The sequence below is a fragment of the Frigoribacterium sp. PhB118 genome (genome assembly GCF_003751725.1).
Lineage (GTDB): Bacteria > Actinomycetota > Actinomycetes > Actinomycetales > Microbacteriaceae > Frigoribacterium.
The window spans coordinates 1-25,342 of the sequence record NZ_RKID01000004.1; the positions used below are offsets into that span (position 1 = coordinate 1).

Annotated in this window: 20 protein-coding genes; 9 read left to right on the forward strand and 11 right to left on the reverse strand. The window is 72.2% G+C overall.

Annotated features, from left to right (window positions below; all coding sequences use genetic code 11):
• The first annotated feature begins 269 nt into the window (after nt 1-269).
• Nucleotides 270-563 (forward strand): hypothetical protein, encoded by a 294-nt coding sequence (locus tag EDF21_RS11790; protein WP_056048488.1) that lies wholly within the window; start codon nt 270-272, stop codon nt 561-563.
• A gap of 106 nt (nt 564-669) precedes the next feature.
• On the opposite strand, the gene EDF21_RS11795 is transcribed toward EDF21_RS11790, so the two are convergent.
• A complete protein-coding gene (locus tag EDF21_RS11795) occupies nt 670-1,629 on the reverse strand; it encodes an NAD(P)-dependent oxidoreductase (protein WP_123571507.1) in 960 nt (319 codons plus the stop codon).
• A 294-nt stretch (nt 1,630-1,923) separates the two neighbouring features.
• Here EDF21_RS11795 and EDF21_RS11800 point away from each other — a divergent pair, with 294 nt between their 5' ends.
• The 4 genes from EDF21_RS11800 to treZ all read left to right on the forward strand — a co-directional run bounded on the left by EDF21_RS11800 (nt 1,924) and on the right by treZ (nt 10,162).
• On the forward strand, nt 1,924-3,510 hold the full coding sequence (locus EDF21_RS11800) for a S8 family serine peptidase (RefSeq protein WP_123571508.1): 1,587 nt from the start codon (nt 1,924-1,926) through the stop codon (nt 3,508-3,510).
• A gap of 145 nt (nt 3,511-3,655) precedes the next feature.
• The gene (gene glgX, locus EDF21_RS11805) at nt 3,656-5,854 is read left to right on the forward strand and encodes a glycogen debranching protein GlgX (RefSeq protein WP_082460561.1); all 2,199 of its coding nucleotides are present in this window, start codon (nt 3,656-3,658) and stop codon (nt 5,852-5,854) included.
• 17 nt (nt 5,855-5,871) lie between these two features.
• Nucleotides 5,872-8,247: a malto-oligosyltrehalose synthase gene (gene treY, locus EDF21_RS11810; RefSeq protein ID WP_123571716.1), complete on the forward strand. Its 2,376-nt coding sequence runs from the start codon at nt 5,872-5,874 to the stop codon at nt 8,245-8,247.
• Between the two features lie 142 nt (nt 8,248-8,389).
• On the forward strand, nt 8,390-10,162 hold the full coding sequence (treZ, locus tag EDF21_RS11815; protein ID WP_123571509.1) for a malto-oligosyltrehalose trehalohydrolase: 1,773 nt from the start codon (nt 8,390-8,392) through the stop codon (nt 10,160-10,162).
• Nucleotides 10,163-10,270: 108 nt separating this feature from the next.
• On the opposite strand, the gene EDF21_RS11820 is transcribed toward treZ, so the two are convergent.
• The 8 genes from EDF21_RS11820 to EDF21_RS11850 form a co-directional block, all read right to left on the reverse strand.
• Nucleotides 10,271-11,077 carry a polyprenol monophosphomannose synthase gene (locus tag EDF21_RS11820; protein ID WP_056048503.1) on the reverse strand — a complete coding sequence of 269 codons (807 nt, stop codon included), beginning with the start codon at nt 11,075-11,077 and terminating at the stop codon, nt 10,271-10,273.
• A gap of 90 nt (nt 11,078-11,167) precedes the next feature.
• Entirely contained in the window at nt 11,168-11,851 is a 684-nt protein-coding gene (locus EDF21_RS11825) for a class F sortase (RefSeq protein ID WP_123571510.1), read from the reverse strand.
• Nucleotides 11,848-13,017: a glycosyl hydrolase family 8 gene (locus tag EDF21_RS11830; RefSeq protein WP_123571511.1), complete on the reverse strand. Its 1,170-nt coding sequence runs from the start codon at nt 13,015-13,017 to the stop codon at nt 11,848-11,850. Before EDF21_RS11830 ends, EDF21_RS11825 begins: the two co-directional genes overlap by 4 nt.
• Before the next feature lie 132 nt (nt 13,018-13,149).
• Nucleotides 13,150-14,016 (reverse strand): DUF4397 domain-containing protein, encoded by an 867-nt coding sequence (locus tag EDF21_RS11835; RefSeq protein WP_056048509.1) that lies wholly within the window; start codon nt 14,014-14,016, stop codon nt 13,150-13,152.
• 97 nt (nt 14,017-14,113) lie between these two features.
• Nucleotides 14,114-16,120, reverse strand: coding sequence for a glycosyltransferase family 39 protein (locus EDF21_RS16765; RefSeq protein WP_158612916.1), 2,007 nt, complete (start codon nt 16,118-16,120; stop codon nt 14,114-14,116).
• Nucleotides 16,117-17,607 (reverse strand): glycosyltransferase, encoded by a 1,491-nt coding sequence (locus EDF21_RS11840; protein WP_233568480.1) that lies wholly within the window; start codon nt 17,605-17,607, stop codon nt 16,117-16,119. The genes EDF21_RS16765 and EDF21_RS11840 overlap by 4 nt, the downstream gene beginning before the upstream one ends.
• Nucleotides 17,608-17,622: 15 nt before the next feature.
• On the reverse strand, nt 17,623-18,234 hold the full coding sequence (locus EDF21_RS11845; RefSeq protein WP_123571513.1) for a GtrA family protein: 612 nt from the start codon (nt 18,232-18,234) through the stop codon (nt 17,623-17,625).
• A gap of 85 nt (nt 18,235-18,319) precedes the next feature.
• Entirely contained in the window at nt 18,320-19,759 is a 1,440-nt protein-coding gene (locus EDF21_RS11850) for a glycosyltransferase family 2 protein (protein WP_158612917.1), read from the reverse strand.
• A gap of 183 nt (nt 19,760-19,942) precedes the next feature.
• Here EDF21_RS11850 and EDF21_RS11855 point away from each other — a divergent pair, with 183 nt between their 5' ends.
• Both EDF21_RS11855 and EDF21_RS11860 read left to right on the forward strand, forming a co-directional pair.
• The gene (locus EDF21_RS11855) at nt 19,943-20,947 is read left to right on the forward strand and encodes an aldo/keto reductase family protein (protein WP_056048517.1); all 1,005 of its coding nucleotides are present in this window, start codon (nt 19,943-19,945) and stop codon (nt 20,945-20,947) included.
• Nucleotides 20,948-21,135: 188 nt separating this feature from the next.
• On the forward strand, nt 21,136-21,687 hold the full coding sequence (locus tag EDF21_RS11860) for a YceI family protein (RefSeq protein WP_054144994.1): 552 nt from the start codon (nt 21,136-21,138) through the stop codon (nt 21,685-21,687).
• A gap of 54 nt (nt 21,688-21,741) precedes the next feature.
• Here EDF21_RS11860 and yidC read toward each other — a convergent pair whose 3' ends face one another.
• Both yidC and EDF21_RS11870 read right to left on the reverse strand, forming a co-directional pair.
• The gene (gene yidC, locus EDF21_RS11865) at nt 21,742-22,485 is read right to left on the reverse strand and encodes a membrane protein insertase YidC (RefSeq protein WP_123571515.1); all 744 of its coding nucleotides are present in this window, start codon (nt 22,483-22,485) and stop codon (nt 21,742-21,744) included.
• Between the two features lie 78 nt (nt 22,486-22,563).
• Nucleotides 22,564-22,860, reverse strand: a complete 297-nt coding sequence (locus EDF21_RS11870; RefSeq protein WP_056048521.1) for a DUF6412 domain-containing protein — start codon at nt 22,858-22,860, stop codon at nt 22,564-22,566.
• Nucleotides 22,861-22,972: 112 nt separating this feature from the next.
• Between EDF21_RS11870 and EDF21_RS11875 the strand changes: the two genes are divergently transcribed.
• Both EDF21_RS11875 and EDF21_RS11880 read left to right on the forward strand, forming a co-directional pair.
• Nucleotides 22,973-23,530, forward strand: a complete 558-nt coding sequence (locus EDF21_RS11875; protein ID WP_056048524.1) for a TIGR03086 family metal-binding protein — start codon at nt 22,973-22,975, stop codon at nt 23,528-23,530.
• 86 nt (nt 23,531-23,616) lie between these two features.
• Nucleotides 23,617-25,311, forward strand: coding sequence for a long-chain-fatty-acid--CoA ligase (locus tag EDF21_RS11880; RefSeq protein ID WP_123571717.1), 1,695 nt, complete (start codon nt 23,617-23,619; stop codon nt 25,309-25,311).
• Nucleotides 25,312-25,342: the final 31 nt, after the last annotated feature.

Sequence of the window (25,342 nt, forward strand, 5' to 3'; positions counted from 1 at the left end):
GCCGCCGCCCTGCTGAACCAGACCTTCAAGACCGACGCCGTCCAGGACGAGATGCTCGTCGGCGTCGCGAAGATCACCGTCGCCACCGAATAAGCAACACCCCCGCCTGCCGGCCTCCGGGTCGGCAGGCCCCCGGGTCGTCTCCGTGGCGACGCGCCGGCCCTCACCTTCCGTCGAGGACCGGTCATCCCGGTGGCCCCCCTCGCGCTCCCCTACGCGAGGGGGTTTCCTCTGCCCTGGCCACGCCGCCGACCGACGAACGGAACCCCATGGTCCCCACCGCCTCCCCCCTGACTCCCCCGATGCTCCTCGGGCACCTCCCGACGCATCCCCACGCCGCGCCCGTCGAGGTGCACCTGCCCCGCTCGCGGTTCCCCGTGGCGATCAGCTTCGAGTCGTCGGACACGTGGTCGATCGCCGAGCGCTTCGGCGAGCAGCTCGTCAGCCACGGGCGACTGGCCTACCGCGCCGGCGCGTTCGTCGTCCGCACCGCGGCCGGCACCACCCGTTACGGCCACTCGTGGCAGGCCGCGGTCACCGCCCACCTGCTCCGCCGCGGCTGACCACGGCCGCACGTGTGGTGCCGCCCGGGAAACCCCGGCGGAGGGCCCGGGTGTCGGCGATCGGAGCGGCCCCGTCCGCCATGACGGCAGACCATCACCACCCGGGTCAGCCCAACGTCAGCTGCCCGTCGGCCTCGAGCCACTCGAGGCCCTCGACGACGGCCTGGACCGAGGTGTAGCGCGGCGAGTAGCCCAGCAGACGGCGCGCCTTGGCGATGCTCATCGAGTGGCTGCGCGACGCGTGCTGCCAGGACGCGTCCGCGTTCTCGTCGGACGTCTGGTCTCGGAACTCGGCCCACGAGACGAACCGCAGCCGCGCCTCCTGACCGTGGTGCCGAGCGATCGCCTCGGCGAGACCGCGCAGCGTGATCGCCCGCTCGCTGACGACGTGGAAGGCCTCACCGACCACCTGCGAGTGCCGCTCGGCCGCGAGCTGGAACGCCTGCGCGACGTCGTCGGCGTGGACGTGGTGGACGGTCTCGAGCCCGAGGCCCGGCATCGCGATCTCGCGCCCGCCGGCGAGGGCCTCCCAGACGGAGAGGTCGAGGTTGCCGACCGCGTTGATCATCGGCCACCCCGGGCCGGTGATGTGCCCGGGGTGCAGCACGATGCTCTGCACTCCGCCCGGGCGCCGTGACTCGCGGAGCAGCAACTCTTCGATGGCGGCCTTCTGCGTGCCGTACTCGCCGAACGGGGTGCGCTCGTCCTCTTCGGTGATCGGCACCTCACGCGACGGACCGTGCACCCAGACCGTGCCGCAGTGCACCAGCACGGTGCCCGTGCCCTGCAAGGCGTCGACCATCTGCCGCGCCGACGCGACCGTGAAGCAGATCATGTCGATCACGACGTCGGCCCCGAGCCCGGCGATCTCGCCCGCGAACGTGCCGTCGGCGTCGCCCGCCTCGCGGTCGAGCAGCACGCGCGTCACTCGTGACCACGCCGCGTGCGACCGGTAGGGCTCGGACTCCCCCCGGCTGACGGCGATCACCTCGTGGCCGGCCTCGACGAGTCGCGGGACGAGGAATCCGCCCACGTGGCCGGTGGACCCGATGACGACGATCTTCACGACGCGACCCCCGACACGATCGAGAGGGCCGGGAACGGACGGCGGGGACGAAGGGTGGCAGCTCTGCGCACGGCATCGGAGGACATGGCTCGACGCTACCCGGCGCCCCCGACAGCGGTTTACCCCGCATGGGGGTCACGCGGCGTCCCCTCAAGTGCCCACTGCGCCGTGGCCCCGGATTCTCCAGACTTCCTCTGAGGAGCACGGCGGCTCGTCGGATCATCGGGCACGGCCCGCGACGAGCCATCCGCTCCGCGCGTCCCATCCGGCACGCGCGACCCGACGAGGAGAACCATGACCTTCACCGACCCCCGCGCCCGCGGCACCCGCCGCCGCGTCACGACCGTCTGTCTCGCGGCGTCCCTGACCCTGGGACTCGTCGCCGTGGGCTCCGGCGCCGCCGTCGCCGCGCCTCCCGCGTCCGCGCCCGGTGCACCCGCCGCACCCGGCAAGCCGGGCCCCGCCCCGACGCTGCCGGTCGTCGAGGGGCCGGTGATGAACTACGTCGTCAACGCGGGCAAGGCCAACCCCGGCGCGACCAAGCAGGTCGAGCGGGCGGTCGCCGCGGCGGGCGGCAGCGTCATCGCCGCGTACGCCGAGCTCGGCGTGGTCGTGGCGCAGTCGAGCAACGCGAACTTCGCCCCCTCGGTGCGGAGCGACAAGGCCGTCTCGTCGGCCGGTGCCACCCGCACCGCCGCGGTCGCCGAGACCGACCCGACCTACGGCGTCGGCACGACCGCCCCGGGCCCGGGCAAGCCCGTCAGGCCCGGCCACCCGGGCGGTCCAGGCAAACCCGGTGGTCCGGGACACCCCGGCAAGCCGAAGGCCGCGACCTCGCCCGAGCAGCGACTCGAAGAGGCCACGACCGTCGTCGCCGACCCCCTCGAGGCCCAGCAGTGGGACCTCACGGCCATCGGGGCCGACCAGGCGCACCAGGTCACCGACGGCAGCCGCGACGTGCTCGTGGCCGTGCTCGACTCGGGCATCGAGGGCGACCACCCCGACCTGCAGCCGAACATCGACGTGGCCGCCTCGGCGAGCTGCCTGACCGGGACGCCCGACTCGAGCTACGCCGCCTGGCAGCCCACGACGAGCGACCACGGCACCCACGTGGCCGGCACGATCGCCGCGGCCCGCAACGGCGTCGGCATCGTGGGCGTCGCCCCGGGCGTGACGATGTCGGCCGTCAAGGTCGTCAGCGACGACGGCTTCATCTACCCCGAGGCCGCGATCTGCGGCTTCATGCAGGCCGCTGCGACCGGTGCCGACATCACGAACAACAGCTACTACGTCGACCCGTGGCAGTTCTGGTGCGGCTCGGACGTCGACCAGGCGGCCGTGCTGACCGCCGTCGACCGCGCCGTGCAGTTCACCCAGAAGAAGGGCATCGTCAACGTCGCGGCGGCCGGCAACTCGTCGATCGACCTCGCGAACAAGACGGTCGACACGGACAGCCCGAACGACACCATGGCGACGACCCGCCCGATCGACTCACGCTGCCTCGACATCCCGACCGAGCTCGACGGCGTGGTCACCGTGTCGTCGACCACCTCGGCCGGGGCGAAGTCGGGCTTCTCGAACTACGGCGAGGGCGTCGTCGACGTCGCGGCCCCCGGTTCGGCCATCCTCTCGACCGTGACCGGCGGGGGCTACGGGACCAAGTCGGGCACCTCGATGGCCTCGCCGCACGTCGCCGGCGTGCTGGCCCTGCTGAAGTCGACCCACCCGCGTCTCGGCGGCACGGCCCTCGTCGGGTTGCTCGAGCGACAGGCGACCGACACCCCGTGCCCGACCGGCACGACCACCTGCACCGGCACGCCGGCCGACAACGGCTGGTTCGGTGAGGGGATCGTCGACGCCCTCGCCGCCGTGACGAAGTAGCCGACCCAGCAGGAGGAGCACCACAGAGCGAGCACCGCCCCGACGGGGCGCCCGCCCGGCCCGTGCGGCCCGGCGGGCGCCCCGTCCTCGCGCGGACGGGGCGCCCGTTCGCCCCTAGGCTGAGCGAGTCCCAATCGGAGGTTCGATGCACACCTGGCCCGGCAACCCCTACCCCCTCGGCGCGACCTACGACGGCAGCGGCACCAACTTCGCGATCTTCAGCGAAGCCGCCAGCAAGGTCGAGTTGTGCCTGTTCGACGACGACGGCACCGAGACGAGGGTCGAGTTCACCGAGGTCGACGCCTACGTCTGGCACGCCTACCTGCCCACCGTGCAACCCGGTCAGCGCTACGGCTACCGCGTGCACGGCGAGTACGACCCCGCGAACGGCTCGCGTGCCAACCCGAACAAGCTCCTCCTCGACCCCTACGCCAAGGCCACCTGCGGCGAGATCGACTGGGACGAGGCGCTGTTCGCCTACACGTTCGGCGACCCCGACTCGCGCAACGACAAGGACAGCGGCCCGCACATGATGCTGGGCGTCGTCATCAACCCGTTCTTCGACTGGCAGGGCGACCGCGCCCCCAAGTACAGCTACGACGAGACCGTCATCTACGAGGCGCACGTCAAGGGCCTCACCGAGACGCACCCCGACATCCCCGAAGAAGAACGCGGCACGTACGCCGGCGTCGCGAACCCGGCGATCATCGACCACCTGAAGAAGCTCGGCATCACGACCCTCGAGCTGATGCCCGTGCACCAGTTCGTGCAGGACAACACCCTGCTCGAGAAGGGCCTCAGCAACTACTGGGGCTACAACACCATCGGGTTCTTCGCCCCGCACGCCGCCTACTCGGCCACCGGCGACATCGGCCAGCAGGTGCAGGAGTTCAAGACGATGGTGCGGGTGCTGCACGACGCCGGCATCGAGGTCATCATCGACGTCGTCTACAACCACACGGCCGAGGGCAACCACCTGGGTCCGACCCTCTCGTTCAAGGGCATCGACAACGCCGCCTACTACCGGCTGATGGACGGCGACCAGCAGCACTACATGGACTACACGGGCACCGGCAACAGCCTGAACGTCCGTCACCCGCACTCGCTGCAGCTCATCATGGACAGCCTGCGCTACTGGGTCACCGAGATGCACGTCGACGGCTTCCGCTTCGACCTCGCCGCGTCGCTCGCCCGCGAGTTCTACGAGGTCGACCGTCTCTCGACCTTCTTCGAGCTCGTGCAGCAGGACCCGATCGTCTCGCAGGTCAAGCTGATCGCCGAGCCCTGGGACGTCGGCCCCGGTGGTTACCAGGTCGGCAACTTCCCGCCCCAGTGGACCGAGTGGAACGGCAAGTACCGCGACACCGTCCGCGACTTCTGGCGCGGCGAGCCCTCGACGCTCGGCGAGTTCGCCAGCCGGATCACCGGCTCCGCCGACCTGTACGAACGCGACGGGCGACGCCCGGTCGCGAGCATCAACTTCGTCACCGCTCACGACGGCTTCACGATGCGCGACCTCGTCAGCTACAACGACAAGCGCAACGACGCCAACGGCGAGAACGGCAACGACGGCGAGAGCCACAACCGTTCGTGGAACTCCGGGGTCGAGGGCGAGACCGACGACGGAGAGATCCGCGCCCTGCGCGAGCAGCGCCAGCGCAGCTTCCTCGCCACCTTGCTGCTCAGCCAGGGCGTGCCGATGCTGCTGCACGGCGACGAGCTCGGTCGCACGCAGGGCGGCAACAACAACACGTACGCACAGGACAACCAGATCAGCTGGATCGACTGGCCGAACGCCGACCGCGAGCTGATCGAGTTCGTCGCCGAGGTCATCAAGCTGCGCCACGACCACCCGACCTTCCGCCGCCAGCGGTACTTCAACGGCCGTCCCGTCACCCGTGGCGAGGGCGAGCCCCTGCCCGACATCGTCTGGTTGACGACCGAGGGCGACGCCATGCAAGAGGGCGAGTGGAACGAGTCCTACGCCAAGGCGATCGGCATGTTCCTCAACGGCAACGGCATCCGTGGCCGTGACGCCCGAGGCGGTCGCATCACCGACGTCAACTTCGTCCTGTACTTCAACGCCAGCGCCGAGACGGTCACCTTCGTCCTCCCGCCCGACGAGTACGCCCAGGGCTGGGAGGTCGTCGTCGACAGCACCGTGACGGCGCCTCCGCCGCCCGCCAGCGCCGCGCCCCGCACCCCGACGGCCACCCGCGCCGCCACCACCACCCAACCGCCCTCGACCCCGCAGGCCCCCGCGGCGCTGCGGGCCGGCGATCGACTCCCCGTGGCGGGTCGCTCGCTCGTCGTCCTGCGTGCCACGGCCGAGGAAGAACTGTGACCCGACACGAACCGACCATGCACCCGCGCTCGACGTACCGCCTGCAGGTGCGCGCCTCCTTCGACCTCGACGCGGCAGCCGAGCTGGTGCCCTACCTTCGCGACCTCGGTGCCGACTGGGTCTACCTGTCCCCGATCCTCGCCGCCGAACCGGGCAGCGACCACGGGTACGACGTCGTCGACCACAGCCAGGTCGACCCCGAGCGGGGCGGCGCCGAGGGGCTCGACGAGCTGTCGACCCGCGCCCACGCCGCAGGACTCGGCGTCCTGGTCGACATCGTGCCGAACCACGTCGGCGTCGCCACCCCGAAGGCGAGCGTCTGGTGGTGGGACCTCCTGACCCACGGCCGCGCATCCCGCTACGCCGACGCGTTCGACGTCGACTGGGCCGCCGGCGGCGACAAGGTGCTGCTGCCGGTGCTCGGTGAGCCCGCCGCGGCGGACGGCTCGATCGAGGGCCTCACGGTCGACGGTGACGAGCTGCAGTACTACGACAACGTGTACCCGATCGCCCCGGGAACGAGCTCGCCCGGCGACGACGCCGCCACCGTGCACTCGCGGCAGCACTACGAGCTCGTGCACTGGAAGCGCGCCGACACCGACCTGAACTACCGCCGCTTCTTCGCGGTCAACACCCTCGCGGGCATCCGCGTCGAGGACGAGGGAGTCTTCGCCGAGTCCCACGCCGAGATCGGCCGCTGGTTCTCGGAGGGCCTGGTCGACGGCCTCCGCGTCGACCACCCGGACGGACTGGCCGACCCGAAGGGCTACCTCGACCTGCTCGCGGCCCTGACGGGTGACGCCCACGTGCTCGTCGAGAAGATCCTCGAGGGGGACGAGCGCCTGCCCGAGGACTGGGCGACGGCCGGCACGACGGGCTACGACGCCCTCGCCGACCTCGACCGCCTCTTCGTCGACCCGAACGGCGCACCCGCCCTCGACGCCCTCGACGCGCGCCTGCGCCGGGCCCGCGGCGTGGACGCCGACGAGCACGCCGCCGGGGCGGACGAGACCACCGGCGACGAGCCCGTCGACTGGCACGAGATGATCCTCGGCACGAAGCGCGGCATCGCCGACGGCATCCTCGGCAGCGAGATCAACCGCCTCGCCCGGCTGATCGCCGAGGGCGACACCGTCGACCCGTCCGTGGTCGACGCGCTGGCCGAGCTCGCTGCCGCCTTCCCGGTGTACCGCAGCTACCTGCCGCAGGGTGCCGAGTGGCTGACCGAGGCCTCCGAGGTCGCCACGACCCACCGCCCCGACCTGGCCGACGCCGTCGGACGCGTCGTCGCCGTGCTGCGCGACGAGTCGCACCCCGCCTCCGTGCGCTTCCAGCAGACGAGCGGCATGGTCATGGCCAAGGGCGTGGAGGACACCGCCTTCTACCGCTACAGCCGCCTGGCCACGCTGACCGAGGTGGGCGCCGATCCGAGCGAGTTCTCCGTCACGCCTGACGAGTTCCACGCGCGTCAGCAGGTCCGCCTCGCCGAGCGTCCCTTCGGCATGACGACCCTCTCCACGCACGACACCAAGCGCAGCGCCGACGTCCGCGCCCGCGTCTCGGTGCTGGCCGAGGTCGCCACCGAGTGGGCGGCGACCCTCGAACGCCTGCGCGAGCTGGCCCCGGTCGGCGACGGCCCGTTCGAGAACATCCTCTGGCAGACGATCGTCGGCTCGTGGCCCGCGTCGCGCGAGCGCCTGCACGCCTACGCCGAGAAGGCGTCCCGCGAGGCGAGCACGTCGACCACGTGGACCGACCGCACCGACGAGGCCGAGGCCTTCGAAGGACGGATGCACGCCGCCGTCGACTCCGCGTTCGACGACGACGAGGTGCGTCACGAGGTCGAGCGCATCGTCGACGTGCTGCGTGCACCCGGTTACAGCAACTCCCTCGGCGTCGCGCTGATGCAGCTGACCGGCCCCGGCAGCCCCGACGTCTACCAGGGCGGCGAGCTGTGGGACTTCTCGCTCGTCGACCCCGACAACCGACGCGAGGTCGACTTCGCCCTGCGCCGGCGCCTCCTGGACGAGGTCCGCGGCGGCGCGACGCCGGCGATCGACGACACCGGTGCCGCCAAGCTCGTGGTGACGCACCACGCCCTGACGCTGCGCCGCGACCGCCCCGACCTGTTCACGCGCTACGCCGCGTTGCCGGTCTTCGGCGAGCAGGCCGCGTCGGCCGTCGCCGTGGACCGCGGCGGGGCGCTCGCGATCGCGACCCGTCTGCCCGTCGCCCTCGAGCAGGCCGGCGGCTGGGACGACACCGTGGTCCTGACCGCAGGAGGCGCGTACCGCGACGTGCTCACCGGCCGCCGGCACGAAGGCGGTCGCCTCCGACTGGCCGACGTGCTCGACACGTACCCCGTCGCCCTGCTGATCCCCGCAGAGGACTGACCCCGTCGGGTCGCGCCCCGTCGCGCCCGACTACCGTCGCCCCCGGGCGAGACGTCACGACATGCCGCTCACCTCTCGACGTGAGCGGCATGTCGTGCCTTCTCGACCCCCTCCCCCGCCCCTTCCGAACCCGAGGAGACCGATGAGCGTCTACGACGTCTGGGCCCCGAAAGCGACCACCGTCCACCTGCACCTCGACGGCGAGCTGCTGCCGCTGTCCGCCGAGCCCGACACCGGCTGGTGGCGCGCCCCCGCCGACCTCGACCGGGGCCCGGGTCACCGCTACGGCTTCGTGCTCGACGGCGGCGACTCCCCCGAGGGCGAGACGCCGCTGCCCGACCCCCGCTCGCGTCGCCAGCCCGACGGCGTGCACGGCCTGAGCGAGACCTACGACCCGGGCGCCTTCGCGTGGACCGACGACGCGTGGACCGGCCGCCAGCTGGCGGGTTCGGTCGTCTACGAGCTGCACGTCGGCACCTTCACGCCCGGGGGCACGCTCGACTCGGCGATCGAGAAGCTGCCCCACCTGGTCGACCTCGGCGTCGACCTGGTCGAACTGCTGCCGGTGAACGGCGTCAACGGCCGCTGGAACTGGGGCTACGACGGCGTGGACTGGTTCACGGTGACCGACAACTACGGCGGTCCCGAGGCGTACCAGCGCTTCGTGGACGCCGCGCACGCGGCAGGTCTCGGCGTCGTGCAGGACGTCGTGTACAACCACCTCGGCCCGTCGGGCAACTACCTGCCGCTGTTCGGGCCGTACCTGTCGGGCAAGCACGCGAACACCTGGGGCGACAACGTCAACCTCGACGACGACGGCGCCCACGAGGTGCGCGAGTTCATCCTCGACAACACGGCGATGTGGCTCGACGACTACCACGTCGACGGCCTGCGCCTCGACGCCGTGCACGCCCTCAAGGACGACAGCGAGGTCCACCTGCTGCAAGAGCTCGCCGAGCGGACCGCCGCCCTCAGCAGCCACCTGCGCCGGCCGCTCTCCCTGATCGCCGAGAGCGACCTGAACGACCCGCGCCTCGTCACCCCGCGCGACGGCGGCGGCTTCGGCCCCGACCACCGCCAGGGCTACGGCCTCGACGCGCAGTGGAGCGACGACTTCCACCACGCCGTGCACGTCGCGCTCACCGGCGAGACGACCGGCTACTACGCCGACTTCGAGCCGCTCGGCGCCCTGGCCAAGGTGCTGACCAAGGGCTTCTTCCACGACGGCACCTGGTCGTCGTTCCGCGAGGCGACGCACGGGTACCCGGTCGACACCGAGCACATGCCGACCTGGCGCCTCGTCGTGGCCAACCAGAACCACGACCAGATCGGCAACCGGGCGATCGGCGACCGCCTGGCCGCGACGCTCGACGACGGGCAGCTGATCATCGCCGCGGCGCTGACCCTGGCCGGTCCGTACACGCCGATGCTCTTCATGGGCGAGGAGTGGGGCGCCTCGACCCCGTGGCAGTTCTTCACCTCGCACCCCGAGCACGACCTCGGCGAGGCAACGGCGAAGGGCCGCATCGAGGAGTTCGCGAAGATGGGCTGGGACGAGTCGTCCGTGCCCGACCCACAGGAGCCCTCGACGTTCGAGGACAGCAAGCTCGACTGGTCCGAGCTCGAGACCGGCCGCCACGCGGTGCTGCTCGACGCGTACCGCCGTCTGGGGGCGCTGCGCCGCAGCGAGCCCGCCCTGACCGACCCCCGCTTCGGCGAGACGGATGTCGAGTACGACGGCGACGCCCGCTGGCTCGTGCTGACGCGCGGTAACCTGAAGGTGGCGATCAACCTCGCCGACCAGGAGGCGCGGGTCGCGGTGAGCGCCGAGACCGTCCTGTTCGCCAGCGACGCGTCGATCGCCGCGGGGTCGAGCCTGCTGCTCCCGGCGCACTCGGTCGCGATCGTCCGCTGACGCGGGCACGGCCGACGCGCACTCGGCCGACGCGGGCCCGACCGGGGCCAGGACAGATGACGCGCGCCCGGGGCTGACCACCCCGGGCGCGCGCGTGCCGCCTCCCTGCTAGCGCGTCGACACGCCGCCACGCACGGGCCCGACCCGGTGCGAGGTCGCGCGGACGCTCGGCAGGCGACGGTGTCGCACGACCAACTCGACGACGGCGCGGGACCGTCGACGCAGACCCCACAGGGTCACCTTGGTCAGCGACTCCCGGACGATCGAGCCGCTCATCTTCGAGGCGCCGTGGATGCGCTCGGTGAACGTGATCGGAGTCTCGACGACCCGCAGGCCCGCCTGGAGCGCGCGCCAGAGCAGGTCGACCTGGAAGCAGTACCCCCGCGACTCGACCCGGTCGAGGTCGATCCGGCGCAGCGCGGACGAGCGGAACACCCGGAACCCACCGGTCGTGTCGGCCACGCGGATGCCCAGGGCTCCCCGCGTGTACCAGCTGCCGCCACGGCTGAGCAGCTCCCGGCGGAGGGGCCAGTTCTCGACGGCGCCGCCGGGCACCCACCGTGAGCCCAGCACGAGGTCGTTCTCGCGGAGCAGCTCGAGCATGCCGGGCAGGTACTCGGGGTGGTGCGAGCCGTCGGCGTCCATCTCGACGAGGGCGTCGTAGCCTCGCTCCAGCCCCCAGGCGAAGCCGGCGAGGTAGGCGGCGCCGAGGCCGGCCTTCTCGGTGCGGTGCATCACGTGCACGCGGGGATCGCGGTCGGCGTAGGCGTCGGCCAGCTCTCCGGTGCCGTCGGGCGAGCCGTCGTCGACGACGAGCACGTCGACCGCGGCGCCGGAGGCGAGGGTGCGCCCCACGATCCAGTCGAGGTTCTCGCGCTCGTTGAAGGTCGGGATGATGACGAGGGCGTCGTTCATGGTGGGGTCCTTTCCCGTCGGGTGGGAGTCGGAGGTGTCGGGTGTCGGGTGTCGGGTGTCGGGTGTCGGAGGCGTCGGTCGGGCGTCAGGTCACGAGGCCACGAGGTCCGCGAACACGATGAGGTTGTCGACGTAGTGCCCGGTCGACCGGTCGAAGGTGCCGTCGCAGGTGATCAGCCGGAGGCCGGGGGTCGGACTGGCCCCGTAGACGTCGCTCGTCGGGAACGTCGCCTTCGGGGTGCGCTCGCTGCCCGTGACGCGGAAGGTCTCGACCGAGCCGGTCGACAGCGTCACCTGCACCTCGTCGCCGGGCACGAGCTTCGCGAGGTCGACGAACACCGCGGGGGCGTCACCCGAGTCGACGTGTCCGGCGATCACGGCCGGCCCGACCGCGCCGGGCACGACGCCGTCCTGGTACCACCCGGCCGACAGCCACTCCTTCGGAGGGTCGAGCTCGCCCTGGGCGCCGAGGCCGAGGTCTTCGAGGCCGGAGTCGACCCCGATCGAGGGGATCTGCAGGCGGACCGGCGTCGCGTCGGCCGGGGGCGAGGTGTACGACGGGGCCGCCGGGTCCTGGAAGGCACCGGCCGCTCCGCTCGCCGCATCCGGCGTCGCACCGGTGGTGGCGGGGGCCGTGGCGACGGAGCCGGGTGCGTCCGCGTCGGTCCGGGCGGCGACGGCGGCCACCGTCACGCCACCGGCCACGAGGACGACCGCGGCGACCGCGGCGAGGACCGCCGCGCGGTGACCGGCGACGAACGTCGAGAGGCTCATCCGTTCACCACCAGGGGGGTGCAGGCGCCGAGGCTCGAACCCTCGAGTTGCAGGGCGGCGAGCGCCGCCCAGGCGCTGCCGTAGTAGGTCGGCGTCGACTGTGAAAGCGAGTCGGCGGTCCGCAGGTCGGCCGTCGCCCGCTCGTGCTGGCCGTCGCTGGCCTCGGCGGCGGCACGGGCGGCGTAGGCGAGGGGGCTCTGGTCCGAACCGACCGACTGCCCGCCGAGGTCGAGTTGCATGGGCAGTTCGTCGTAGCGCTGCAGCACGGAGGCCATCGACGCCGAGAGCGCCACGTCCTCGGGCTGGCACGACTCGGCGTAGCGCAGGGCGAGCCGACCGGCGTCGTAGCTGTACTGCACGGTGCCCGACGACCCGTCGGCGCTCGGCAGCGGGACCGTCGTGCCGTCCTGCTGCACCTGGGCCCAGTCGCTCGGGAGGGCCGTCGAGGCGAGGATGTTCGTGGTCACGGCTCGCGAGCCGGTCTCGAGCTCGGCCCATCGGGGGTCGCCGCTGGCCTCGCCGAGCTGCGCGAAGGTCGCGGGCGACGCGTACGAGGGGTTGTACGACCACGGGCCGGAGCCCATCGCCCACGGTCCGGGCAGCAGGATGCGGCCGACGTCGGTCGAGACCGTCATCTCGTCGAGCACGTCGGTGCCGAGGTCGACGCCCTCGGTCGTGAGGTCGGAGCGGTCGAAGGTCGAGCCGGCGAGCACGAGGGCCCGCGCCGCGTCGACGTCGGCGTCGCTGGCCGGCATGTCGTCGACGACCTCGCCGTCCTTCCACTGCCAGGCCAGCAGGCCGTCCGGGCGCACCAGGTTGCTCTTCGTCCAGTCCCAGATCGCATCGAAACGGTCCTCGTCGCCCACTCCGACGGCGACGAGCATCCCGTAGGCCTGCCCTTCGCTGACGGTGTCGTCGCCCTGGTCGCGACGCACGACGCGGCCGTCGTCGTCGACGTACCCGTCGAGGAAGTCCTTGCCGATCTCGGCGGCCGTCCGTGGCTGAGGAGTGGCCGTACCCGTCCCGGGGGTGCCGGTCGCGTCCGCGCCCGCCTGGTCCGTCGACGGGCCGCCGGCCCCTCCGACGACGAGGGAGGCGATGCCGGCGGTGATGGCGAGGGCCACCACGACGGCCGCTGCGAGCAGCGCCTTCGTCTTCTTCGTCATGTCGTTCTCTTCTCCTGCTCGGTGCTGCGGTCGGTCGACCCGGTCGACGCTCTGGACGCGATCGGTGCCGGGGAGGCGCGGTGCGACGGGTCGCTCACCGCGCCTCCTCGTCCTGTCGGGTGGTGCCGGGCGTCAGGCCCCGAACCAGCCGAGCACGGTGGCCCAGAGGCCCTTGGTCTCGCTCTTCTGCGGGTGCTCGGCGAGGTAGCCGCCACCGGTCTGGACGCCACCGACGGGCGCCTGCGCCGTGGCCGCGCTGTCGACGACCGGGACGACGGTCAGACCGCCGGTCGAGTTGTCGAGCACGAACAGCGTGTTGATGCTGCCCGCCGCGAGGTCGACGTCGCTCGTGCCGGTCACCTTCTTGCCGGTCAGGTCGAGGGTCCAGGGGCCGGCCGCGACCTGCGCGTAGCCGCTGGCGCTGCCGAAGGGCGCGTCCTCGGCGATGGTGGTGCCCGTGCTCGTCGCGACCGTCACGGTCTTGCTGACGTTCGCGGCCTGCACGAGGCGGACCTTGGCCTGGCCGTCGGCCGGGGCCGTCAGGTCGTCCGTGAAGACCTGGGTCTTCAGGTCGTCGTTCGGGCCGTAGGCGACGGCGGTGATCGGCTGGCCGCTGTCGACCGTGATGTTCGACGTGATGACCGGCTTGGCACTGGTGGGTGCGTCCGCGGCCGTCATCGAGACCACGTAGGTGCCCGCGGCCAGCGCCTGGTAGGGGCTGACCTGGCCGTAGGTGACGTCGTCGAGGTCCATGACGACCTGCCCTCCCTTGAGCGAGGTCAGCGTGACGTCGACGGCCTTCGTGTCGGGCGAGAGGTGGCCGACGCGGACCCAGCCGTCCCCGTCGGCGGCGTGCGCGGGCGACGTGCCCACGAGGGCGCCGGCGAGGGCGACCCCGGTGGCGGCGGTGAGGGCGAGCACCGTCGCGAGACGGCGGCGTCGGGACGGGACGCCGGTGACGGCGGCGGGTGCGGTGGTGGTGCGTGAGAGGGAAGCCACGATGGCTGGTCCTTTCCGGTCGGGTGTCCCACCCGGGACGGGTGGGACGCGGTGAGGAGGTGCCGGCGCCCGTGGAGGACGGACGCCGGCGTGGCGATCAGTTCGAGAGGACGCCCGTCGGTGCGACGGCCGAGAAGGTGACGCGCAGTCCGTCGCCCGAGGGGACGACCGACTCGGGGACGTAGACGCTGCCCAGGCCCTCGAGCGTGGTCTGCACCTCGTCGACCGACTGACCACCCTGCGGGGTGACGTCGAACTGCCGGAACAGGGCGTCCTGTTCGCCCGGCAGGGCCGCGGGGTCGGCGACCGAGATCGGCCCGAGGGCGGCGAGCTGACCGAGCACGATGATCGCGCGCGGGTCGAGGCGGCCGTCCGAGAGCGCCGTCGACAGGGTCGACGAGATCTGCAGGTTCGGGTTCTGGGCGAGTTCGGCACCGGCCTGCGAACGGGCCGACGCGGCGTCGTCCGCCTCGGTCTGCGCCTGCGCGGCCCCCTGGCTGTCGATCTGCCGGACGTTGACCTGCTGGTCGCCGTCGCCGAACGAGGCGATCACGGTCGAGTTCGCGAGGGCCTCGCGGATCTCGGGCGAGGTCGGCCCCGAGGTGCGGACCGACTCGGTCTCGAAGAGGTAGTCCGAGTCGCGCCAGCCGTTCGGCGACTGCGCCTGGACGGCACCGTCGGTGTCGATCTTGTAGAACCAGATCACGTTGTCGCGGGCGAAGCCGGCCTTGACGAGGTCGACCCAGACCGCGTCGTCGACCAGCAGGCGGCTGTCCTTCGGCACGTTCGTCTCGACCCAGCTCTCGGCGTTGCGCATGGGCGCGTCGAGGTCGCTGTCCAGGAAGCCGCGCAACTGCACGGCCCAGAGCGGGACGATCGCCACGACGGCCGCGAGGGTGAGGGCGAGCCAGGCCACCGAACCGGTGCGGGACGCCGCGGTCGAGAGCGCGCCGGCCCGACGGGCACGGAACGCCCGGACCGCATGGTCGGTGACGGCCGCGACGAGCAGCGCCGCGAACGGCAGCAGCATGATCACGTAGGGCACCGGCAGGTAGCCGCCGGGACGGAACATGAAGGCGATCAGGAACACCATCATCACGCCGAGCGGGCGCAGCCTCTTGACGAAGACCGCGACGACCGAGGCCAGCGTGCCGAGCACGATGAGCACCTGGTCGAGCTGCCACCACTGCGACACGGTCGCGAAGAAGAGGCTGCCGGTGTCGAACACCGAGCCGCTCGCCTCACGGGTCGCGAGCTGGAACTGGATGCCCTCGAGCAGGCTCACCCTGCCGGCACCGGGCAGCAGCTCGCCCTTCACCGCGGCGAGCGCGACGTAGCCGAGGCCGACGAGCACGAGCAGGCTGCCCGCGATCGACAACGTGTACCGACGGGTCGACTTGTCGGCCCCGCGCCACATGATCCAGGCCAGGAAGGGCAGCGCCAGCAGGTACGTCTCCTTCGAGAGCACCGCGATGCCGAACGAGAGGGACGCCGCTGCGAAGCCGGCGAGCTGGTAGCGCTTGCTCAGGGCGAAGACGAACGCGGCCAGCAGCCACGGGGTGGCGACGTTGTCGAGGTAGACCGTGCGGTGGAACTGCAGGGCCAGCGGCGACACGGCGAACACGAGACCGGCCACGGCGGCCGCGGGACGGCTGAGGCCGAGCTTGCGGCCGAGCAGCCAGACGAGGGCCACCGAGACGACCGTGAAGAACAGCATCGCCTCGCGAGCGGCGAGCACGGCGACGTCGTACCGCGAGAAGGCGCCGGTCAGGGCCGTGTAGGCCGAGATCTGGAGCCAACCGACCGGCGGGTGGTCGTACCAGTAGGTGTAGTGGGTGATCTCGCCGAGGTTCTGGATGGCCCAGGCCTGGGCGGCGTAGGTGCCCTCGTCGTCGATGCGTTGCGGCGAGCCGTCCATGTTGAAGGCCATGACGACCGCGGCGATCGCGAGGACGGGCAGCAGCCAGGCGAGGCTCGCGCCGTGTCGACGCAACCACGACGCGGGCCGGGCGCCCCGCGGGTCCTTCGTGGGGACCACGCGTGTTCCCGGTCCGTTCGACACCGTGGTGTCGGCCGCGCGGGGGCGGTTCAGCGTGCTGGTCATCGGTCACCTCCGGTCATGGCCAGGGCGGGCTCCGTCGAGGAGGCGCGGGGCGCCTCCTGCGGTTCGGTCGCGACCTCGTCGCGGTGCGCGCCGGTGTGCTCGGTCTTCTCCCAGGCGTTGAGGCCGCGCAGCTGGCGGAAGACCGCCCGGACCGCGGCGAGCGCGAGGAAGATCTGGTACGGCAGCAGTCCCCAGACGAGGCGGAAGTAGTCGCGGGCCCGGACCTTCTGGCCGTAGACCCGCCCGAACTCGCGCAGGCCGGTGAACTCGACGGCCAACAGCACGAGCGTCGGCGCCAGGGGCACGAACGACACGAGTGCGATGGCGGTCGGCACCTTCGTGGTCAGGATCAGGACGATCGAGACGGGGATGAGCAGACCGGTGGCGGCCTGGATGAACGGCATGGTCAGCAGGTAGCGGGCCATGAGGCGCTGGCGCAGGCGGGGCAGCTTCTTCCACTCGCCCTTGCCGTAGACCTGCATGAAGCCCTGGTTCCAGCGGGTGCGCTGCTTGAGCAGCGAGACGAAGGTGCCGGGGGTCTCCTCGCGGGTGACGACCTCGGGGCTGTAGGCCACGACGACCTTGGCCCCGGCGCTCGAGAGGCGGACGCCGAGCTCGCAGTCCTCGGCGAGGCACTCGGCGTCCCAGCCCTCGGACCAGTCGAGCCAGTCCTTGCGCACGAAGACGGTGTTGCCGCCGAGCGGGATGAACTTCTCCTTGGCGTGGAAGTGCAGGCGCGACCGGAACCAGAAGTAGTACTCGAGCACGTTCCGCAGGCTCCACCAGCTGCTCTGGAAGTTCATCAGCTGGACGCCGCCCTGCACCACGTCGGCATCGGTCTCGGTGAACCGGGAGTCGACGAGCGTCAGGAGGCGGGGGTGCACCTCGTCCTCGGCGTCGAACACGCCGACGATCTCGCCGCGCGACGACTGGAGGGCCAGGTTCAGCGCCTTGGGCTTGTTCTTCGGCACGCTCGAGTCGACCACCACGCGGATCAGCTCGGGGTGACGGGCGGCCGCCTCACGGGCGACCCGCTCGGTGCCGGGGTCGTCGTGGCCGACGATCGCGATGATCTCGAAGTCGGGGTGGTCCTGCTGGGCGAGGCGGTCGAGGGTCTGGCCCATGACCTCCTCCTCGTGCCGGCCGGGCACGAGCAGGGTGAACGAGTGGGCGGCGTCGAGGGGGTTCTCGCTGAACTGGCTGTCGTCGAGGTTGTCCTTCGACCGCCAGGCGTGCAGCATCCACCAGAGGGTCGACACGGCGACCGCGGTCAGCAGGATCGTCACGACGATCAGCGACGAGTAGCCGATCCACTCGAGGGGCGACCAGTCGGGCAGCTGGAAGCCGATCATCGAGTCGGCGGCACCGGTCGAGCCACGGTTCGGGACGAACTGCGACGGGTCGGCGGGGGCTTGCGGGGTGAGCAACGGGGCGGGTTCGCCCGCTGCGAGATGTGATGTCGGGATCTGGGTCGGGTCAGTCGACACAGGATCACTCTCCAGTCAGGGGGTCGGGTGCAGGTGGGCCTGCGAGGTGGTCTGCGGGATGGGGTCGTCGGTCGGCCGGGGGTCGATGACGGTGGCGAGCGCGGCCGACGGGTCGGGGGTGTCGGCCGTGGTGGTGACCGCGGGCGAGCCGCGGAAGACGAGGTGGCGGTAGGCCAGGTAGCGGAATGCGGTCCCGAGGACGAGACCGACCCCGTTTGCCGCGACGTTGTCGGCGAGCTGGCTCGTGAAGCCCAGCAGGTAGTGCGAGACGAACAGGCAGGCCGAGGCGATCAGCAGGCCGCCCACGTTCACGAGGCCGAAGGTGACGGCCTCGCGGACGACGGCCTGGTTGCGTCCTTCCCGGAAGGTCAGGTACCGGTTGCCGAGCCAGGCGACGACCGTCGCGACGATCACCGAGACGACCTTGGCTCCGATGGGCTTGTCGTCGAGCAGGGTGGCGCGCAGCAGGTTGTACACGCCGACGTCGACGACGAAGGCGATCCCGCCCACGGCGCCGAACGTCGCGAGCTCCTTCACCCGTGCGACGAGGCGCAGGGGTGGCGTCGGGTTCGTCGTGGCGGCACGGTCGGGACGTGCCCCCTGGACGGGGGACTCTGGTTCGGGCATGACACCGGTTCGGGGGACGTCGCCGGATCGGTTTGGTCGGGGTACGCAGATCTGGGCCAACTGCCAGACAGGCGACATCTGCCGGTCATCCGACGGCGGATTCGTCGAGCCCGACGGGTCGCCCGGCGAGGACCGGGGCGCTCGTCGACGGGCCGACGACCCGCGGGCGGACGATCGCGAGTTCGGCCGCGACCGCCGTGACGACCGCGCAGAGGGTGACCAGCCGGTCCGGCACCGAACCGACGACGACCAGGAGGCGCTCCCGGCTCGTCGCGCGCCGCCCCTGTTCCGCAGCCGCCTCCGTCGTGGCCCCGACGTCCAGGAGCTGCGAGAGCATCCAGGGCAGCACCGGGAGCGCCGCGAGCGCGACGATGACGACGGGTGCACGGACCAGGACCGTCGAGGCGACCGTCGTGGCCGTGAGGACCGTCACGGCGGCGTCGACCAGCGGCTCGGTGAGGACGCCGAGGGCGCGGCGCCGCGCGCCCGGCCGGAGCCGACGCCAGTCGCCCTGCCCCAGCACCTGCAGGCAGCCGCGGACCCACGTCGCCCGGGCGCGGGCCAGGTCGCGGAGCCCACCCGGGGACCGCTCGACCGTGGTCGCCTCGGCCGAGGTCGCGATGACGATCCGGGCACCGGCCGCCGTCATGCGCACGCCGAGGGCCAGGCCGGCCTCGACGCGGGAGGCGTCCCAGCCCCCCGCCCAGGCGAGCCACGCGTGACGCACGAAGAGCGTGCTGTCCGACAGCGGCACGAAGCCGGCGCGACCGTGGGAGCGGACCACCGACCGGGACCACCACCAGCGGTCGACGGTCGACCGGGGCGTCCACCAGGGGGTCGCCGCGAGCGCCGGGCGGCTGGCGTGCTGGACCGCGTCGGCATCCGTGCGGGTCAGCACCGAGTCGACCAGGGCGAAGAGGCGGGGGTGCGGTCGGTCGCCCGCGGAGAAGACGCCGACGATGCAGTCAGCGTCGGGGACGAGTTCGTCCGCGAGGGCGGAGGCGGCCACGGGCGTCCGCCCGGCGAGCGGGCCGGTCCTGACGATCCGGACCCGCTCCGGGTGACGCCGGACGGCGGAGGCGGCGACGTCGAGGGTCAGGGCGTCGTCCGCGTCGACGGCCACGAGGACGCGCACGTCGGGGTGCCGCTGCCGGGCCAGCAGGTCGAGCGTCACGGCCAGGCCGGCCGGCCCGTGCGCGGGCACCAGGGCCGTGAACGCGTGCGCCGGGGGCAGCACCGGGCCGTCGAGGTCGCCGTGGCCGAGCTCCTCCTGCTCGCGGACGAGGTAGAGCCTGCGCACGATGCGACCGATGGTGACGGTCAGGACCAGCGCGACGAGCACGGCCAGCAGCACCGTGCCGGCCCACTGCAGGCTCGACCAGTCCGCCCACGGCAGGGCGGCCGAGACGTCCTCCCCCGGGACGGAGGGCAGGCCGCCCCGGTTCGGCACGAACGGTGTCGGCGTCGCGGGCAGCGTCGGCGTCAGGACGGGGCCGGGCGCCGCGAAGGCGGGTGCGGAGGTCACGGTGGTGATCCAGTCGGGTCGGGGCAGTGGGAGCCTCGGACGTCCGGTCCCGCAGGGGACCGCGACGTCCGACGGATCGTGCCCCCCAGCCGGGGGACATGATCTGATGAATCGTCACTGTACGCCTCCTCAGTCGACCGCACGGGCCTTCGCCGCGTCCCCTGCGACGCGTAGCGTGGGGTCATGGAATTCAGACACCTCGGCGACAGCGGACTCAAGATCTCGGAGATCACCTACGGCAACTGGCTGACGCACGCGTCCCAGGTCGAGAACGACGTGGCGACGCAGTGCGTCCGTGCGGCCCTCGACGCCGGCATCTCGACCTTCGACACCGCCGACGCCTACGCGAACACCGCGGCCGAGCAGGTCCTCGGCGACGCCCTCAAGGGTGAGCGTCGCGAGGGACTCGAGATCTTCACGAAGGTCTACTGGCCCACCGGCCCTCGCGGACACAACGACGTCGGCCTCAGCCGCAAGCACGTGCTCGAGTCGATCGACGGGTCGCTCCGCCGCCTCGGCACGGACTACGTCGACCTCTACCAGGCCCACCGCTACGACCACGAGACCCCGCTCGAAGAGACCATGCAGGCGTTCGCCGACGTGGTCCGCGCCGGCAAGGCGCTCTACATCGGCGTCAGCGAGTGGACCGCCGAGCAGATCCGGGCGGGCCACGAGCTCGCCGTGAAGCACGGCGTGCAGCTGATCTCGAACCAGCCCCAGTACTCGATGCTCTGGCGCGTCATCGAGTCCGACGTCGTGCCGGCGAGCAAGCAGCACGGCCTCGGCCAGATCGTCTGGTCGCCCGTCGCCCAGGGCGTCCTGACCGGCAAGTACAAGCCCGGAGCCGAGCTGCCCGCGGGCAGCCGCGCGACGGACGACAAGGGAGGCGCGGACACGATCAAGCGCTTCCTCACCGACGAGGTGCTCACCGGCGTCGCGAAGCTCGAGCCGATCGCCGCCGACCTCGGCCTCTCGATGGCCCAGCTGGCCATCGCATGGGTGCTGCAGAACGACAACGTCGCCTCCGCGATCATCGGGGCCTCGCGCCCCGAGCAGGTGGCCGACAACGTCAAGGCGGCGGGCGTCACGGTGCCCGCCGACGTCATGGCCCGCATCGACGAGGCGCTCGGCGACCTCGCCGAGAAGGACCCCGGCAAGACGGTCTCCCCCGAGCGCCGCCCGGCCTGACGCCCGTCCGGCCTGACGCCCGTCCGGCCCGACGCCCGACCGGCCCGACCCGGGCCGGTCCGCAGGACATCCCCTGGACATCGTCCGGACACCCCGGGAATGTTGTCCCGCTGGATGCGCTTGCATATACTCGTACCAGCTTCGATGACACGTCATCGACCTCGACCTCACAGATTCAGGAGAACACCATGACCATCACCGCAGAGAAGATCCCCGCCGGCACCTGGAACCTCGACCCCACCCACAGCGAGGTCTCGTTCAGCGTCCGCCACCTGGCCATCAGCAAGGTCAAGGGCTCGTTCGAGTCCTTCGACGCCTCGCTGGTCACGGCCGAGGACCACACCGCCTCGAAGGTCACCGCCTCGATCGACGTGGCCTCGGTCAACACCAACCAGAAGGACCGCGACGGCCACCTGCAGACCGGTGACTTCTTCCTCGCCGAAGAGCACCCCAAGATGACCTTCGTGTCGACCAGCATCGAGGAGAAGGGCGACGACGCGTTCCTCGTGCACGGCGACCTCACCCTCCGCGGCGTCACCAAGCCCGTCACCCTGAAGAGCGAGTTCGGCGGCCTCGTCGTCGACGGCTACGGCCAGACCAAGCTCGGCTTCTCGGCGACCACCAAGATCGACCGCACCGAGTTCGGCGTCACCTGGAACGCGGCCCTCGAGGCCGGCGGCTTCACGCTGGGCAACGACGTCACCGTCACGCTCGAGATCCAGTTCACGCTCGCCGCGTAGGCACCGGCACCACGAAGGGCCCGCTCTCGCTCGGCGAGGGCGGGCCCTTCCGCGTCATCCCGCGAGGACGCGCCGCAGCACGGCGCGCTCCCCCAGCGTCCAGGCCGCGCTCGTCACGAGGTAGAGGGCGGCCGCGAGCGGGGCGAACGCCGCGAACAGCACGCTGACGAAGGGCAGCCAGCGCACCATGCCCGCCATGCCCGGGAGCGCCTCCTGCCCCGGTGCGGCCGTCGTGACGGTGACCGCGCCGGTGAAGCGCAGCGTGGCACGCCGGCTCGTCTCGACCACGACGGCGAGCAGCGCGAGCAGCACCAGGTACGGCCAGATCGCCGGGAGTCCCACCGCGAGAGACGCGAACAGGTTGGCGCCGAGGGCGGCTCCGCCGAGGGTGTGCGTCAACAGGGCGTTGGCGTGCCCGGCGATCTCGGAGTGCGCGAACAGCGAGTAGACCGCCGTGAGCACGGGTGCCTGCGCGAGCGTCGGCAGGCAGCCGGCCAGCGGGGACGCCTTCTCGGACGCGTACAGCGCCATCAGCGCCTTGCTGCGGGCCGCGGGGTCGGTGATCCGGCGGTTCAGGTCGGCGATCGCGGGGGCCAGGCGGCGACGGGCGACCTCGGCGCGCACCTGCGAGACGCCCACGGGCACGAGCACGAGCCGGACGAGCAGGGTGAGCAGCACGACGCCGAGGGCGGCGGCGGACGACCCGGCCACCGGTTCGACGAGCACGCCGAGGGTGGTGACGAGCGACTGCAGACCGCCGAGGACGACGGCGATCGGGGGGAAGGTGGACAGGTCCATGCGGACTCCTCGGTCAGAGAGACGGTGGGTGTCTTCTGGCCGCCGAGGGGCGTCGGGTCGACGCGGGCGCGGGTGCGCTCAGGCGGCCGGGACGGCCCGCCCGGGAGCCCGGGACCGCACGTGCCCGCGGGCGTCCGGGTCGCGTCGCCACACGAGGAGGCGCGTGCCGGCTTCTTCACGGAGCGTCACCTCGGGCACCGCCCCGGCCAGCCCGCAGAGCGTGAGCACGACGCGGGCGACGCCGAGCGCGGCCACCGCGGTGGCGGCACCGAGCAAGCCGACGAGCACGACCGCGGACAGCGGCGCCCCGCCGGACGAGAGCACGGCCTCGACGAACGCCGCGAGGGGCGCCAGCATCGAGAGGCCGAGGGTCATGCCGACGACCCTAGCCGACGGTCCTACCATCGGGGCAGTGCCCTCGGGAACACCGTGCCGTCCCGCGCGGTTGACGCCGAGAGCCACCGCCCCGCCCCGAGAGGACTCCCCGATGACCGTCGACTGGATCACCCTGCAGAAGACCGCCCACGACGAGTTCGCCCGTCGCGTCGAGGCCGTGGCCGACTGGGACGCCCCGACGCCGGACACCGAGTGGAAGGTGCGCGACCTCGTGCGTCACGTCACGCGCGAGCAGCAGTGGGTGCCGCTGCTGCTCGAGGGCGGCGACCCCTCCGAGGCGGAGAACTCCATCGAGCCGCTCGGCGACGACCTCGTCGAGGCCTGGCACCGGTGGTCCGGTGCCGCCACCGCCGCCTGGAGCGCGGCCGACCCCCACGCCGAGGTGCGCTTGAGCGCCGACGTCGTGCCCGTCCACGAGTACCTCGCCGAGCAGGTCGCCGACGTGACGATCCACACCTGGGACCTCGCCCGCGCCGTGGGGACCGACGAAGAGCTCGACGACGCGCTCGTCGAGGCCGTCTGGGGCGTGTTCGCGCCGCAGAAGGACGCCCTCGAGGCCTCGGGCCTGTTCGCGTCCCCCGTCCCGGTCGACGACGACGCGCCGCTGCGCATCCGCCTGCTCGCCCTCACCGGGCGCGACGCCCGCTGAGCCGTCCGCCCACCCGGGTGGGCGTCCTCGGCGACGCGACCCGCGCCTCCCGGGGGTTCATCACCCGGCCCTGCCAAGGTGGGGGCATGACCGCCCCGATCGATCGCCCGTGGCTGCACAGCTACGCCCCCGACGTCCCCGCCGACATCGAGCCCGTGACGGGCAGCCTCGTCGACCTCATCGACGACGCCGTGTCGACGTACCGGCAGAAGCCGGCCCTCGAGTTCTTCGGCCGAGAGACGAGCTACCGCGACCTGGGCGACCAGGTCGCCCGCGCGGCCGAGGGCCTCAGGAGGCTCGGCGTGGGTCGCGGCGACCGGGTCGCCCTGATCCTGCCGAACAGCCCGCAGCACGTGGTGGCGTTCTACGCCGTGCTGCGCCTGGGCGCGGTCGTGGTCGAGCACAACCCGCTCTACACCGACCGAGAGCTGCGGCACCTCTTCGAGGACCACGGCGCCACCATCGCCATCGCCTGGGACAAGCTGGTCGACCGACTGCGCTCCCTGCCCGCCGACATCGGCTTCTCGACCGTGGTCTCGGTCGACGTGACGAAGGGCATGCCCCTCGGCACGCGCCTCGCCCTCAAGCTGCCGGTGCCCGCCGCGAAGAAGAGCCGCGCGGCCCTCACCGACGGAGCCGAGGGCGACGTCACCTGGCAGGGGCTGCTCGCGAACCGTCCGCTGCGCAAGAAGCACCCCCGACCCGATGTCGACGACATCGCCCTGCTGCAGTACACCAGCGGCACCACGGGCTCGCCCAAGGGCGCGATCCTCACCCACCGCAACCTCCGCAGCAACGCCGCGCAGGGTCGCGCCTGGGTGCCGGGCCTCGTCGACGGCGACGAGACGGTCTACGGCGTGCTGCCGTTCTTCCACGCCTACGGCCTCACGCTCTGCCTGACCTTCGCGATGAGCATCGGGGCGCGCCTCGTCCTCTTCCCCAAGTTCGACGTCGACCTCGTGCTGAAGGCCGCGAAGAAGCACCCGCCGACCTTCCTGCCGGCCGTGCCGCCGATCTACCAGCGCCTCGCCGACGCGGCCCGCGAGCGCGGCGTCGACCTGTCGTCGGCACGGTTCGCGATCTCGGGCGCGATGAACCTGCCGACCGCCGTCGTCCAGGCCTGGGAGGGCGTCACGGGCGGCATGCTGGTCGAGGGGTTCGGACTGACCGAGACCTCGCCCGTCGCCCTCGGCAACCCGATCGGCCCGACCCGTCGCGTCGGCACCGTGGGCGTGCCGTTCCCGTCGACCGAGGCCCTGGTCGTCGACCGCGACGACCCCGATCCGAGCCGCCCGGTCGTCGCCGGGGCCGCCGGAGAACTGCTGCTGCGGGGCCCGCAGGTGTTCCGCGGCTACTGGAACCGACCCGACGAGACCGCCGAGGCCTTCCTCGAGGGCGGCTGGTTCCGCACCGGCGACATCGTCACGATGAGCGCCGACGGGTACGTCACGATCGTCGACCGCATCAAGGAGCTCATCGTCACGGGTGGCTTCAACGTCGCCCCCTCCGAGGTCGAGGAGGCGGTCCGCAACGCCCCCGGCGTGGCCGAGGTGGCCGTGGTCGGCCTGCCCCGGTCGGGCGGCGGCGAGGACGTGGTGGCGGCCGTCGTGCTCGAGCCGGGTGCCGAGTTCGACGCCGAGGCCATCCGCGACGCCTCACGCGGCCAGCTGGCGGCCTACAAGGTGCCGCGGCGGGTCGTCCGGCTCGACGAATTGCCCAAGTCGCTGATCGGCAAGGTGCTGCGGCGCGAGGTGCGCGACCGGCTCATCGCCGCGGGCTGACCCTCCGGGCGGGTTCTGCCGACGGGGCCCC

What these genes read in the sequence shown, in the direction of transcription:
- EDF21_RS11870 (WP_056048521.1), bottom strand. Translation starts at nt 22,860, where the DNA reads ATGACCCTCGGCCTCTCGATGCTGGCGCCCCTCGCGGCGTTCGTCGAG.
- EDF21_RS11860 (WP_054144994.1), top strand. Translation starts at nt 21,136, where the DNA reads ATGACCATCACCGCAGAGAAGATCCCCGCCGGCACCTGGAACCTCGAC.
- EDF21_RS16765 (WP_158612916.1), bottom strand. Translation starts at nt 16,120, where the DNA reads ATGACCAGCACGCTGAACCGCCCCCGCGCGGCCGACACCACGGTGTCG.
- EDF21_RS11845 (WP_123571513.1), bottom strand. Translation starts at nt 18,234, where the DNA reads ATGCCCGAACCAGAGTCCCCCGTCCAGGGGGCACGTCCCGACCGTGCC.
- EDF21_RS11880 (WP_123571717.1), top strand. Translation starts at nt 23,617, where the DNA reads ATGACCGCCCCGATCGATCGCCCGTGGCTGCACAGCTACGCCCCCGAC.
- treZ (WP_123571509.1), top strand. Translation starts at nt 8,390, where the DNA reads ATGAGCGTCTACGACGTCTGGGCCCCGAAAGCGACCACCGTCCACCTG.
- EDF21_RS11825 (WP_123571510.1), bottom strand. Translation starts at nt 11,851, where the DNA reads ATGAGCCTCTCGACGTTCGTCGCCGGTCACCGCGCGGCGGTCCTCGCC.
- EDF21_RS11790 (WP_056048488.1), top strand. Translation starts at nt 270, where the DNA reads ATGGTCCCCACCGCCTCCCCCCTGACTCCCCCGATGCTCCTCGGGCAC.
- yidC (WP_123571515.1), bottom strand. Translation starts at nt 22,485, where the DNA reads ATGGACCTGTCCACCTTCCCCCCGATCGCCGTCGTCCTCGGCGGTCTG.
- glgX (WP_082460561.1), top strand. Translation starts at nt 3,656, where the DNA reads ATGCACACCTGGCCCGGCAACCCCTACCCCCTCGGCGCGACCTACGAC.
- treY (WP_123571716.1), top strand. Translation starts at nt 5,872, where the DNA reads ATGCACCCGCGCTCGACGTACCGCCTGCAGGTGCGCGCCTCCTTCGAC.
- EDF21_RS11830 (WP_123571511.1), bottom strand. Translation starts at nt 13,017, where the DNA reads ATGACGAAGAAGACGAAGGCGCTGCTCGCAGCGGCCGTCGTGGTGGCC.
- EDF21_RS11855 (WP_056048517.1), top strand. Translation starts at nt 19,943, where the DNA reads ATGGAATTCAGACACCTCGGCGACAGCGGACTCAAGATCTCGGAGATC.
- EDF21_RS11820 (WP_056048503.1), bottom strand. Translation starts at nt 11,077, where the DNA reads ATGAACGACGCCCTCGTCATCATCCCGACCTTCAACGAGCGCGAGAAC.
- EDF21_RS11875 (WP_056048524.1), top strand. Translation starts at nt 22,973, where the DNA reads ATGACCGTCGACTGGATCACCCTGCAGAAGACCGCCCACGACGAGTTC.
- EDF21_RS11800 (WP_123571508.1), top strand. Translation starts at nt 1,924, where the DNA reads ATGACCTTCACCGACCCCCGCGCCCGCGGCACCCGCCGCCGCGTCACG.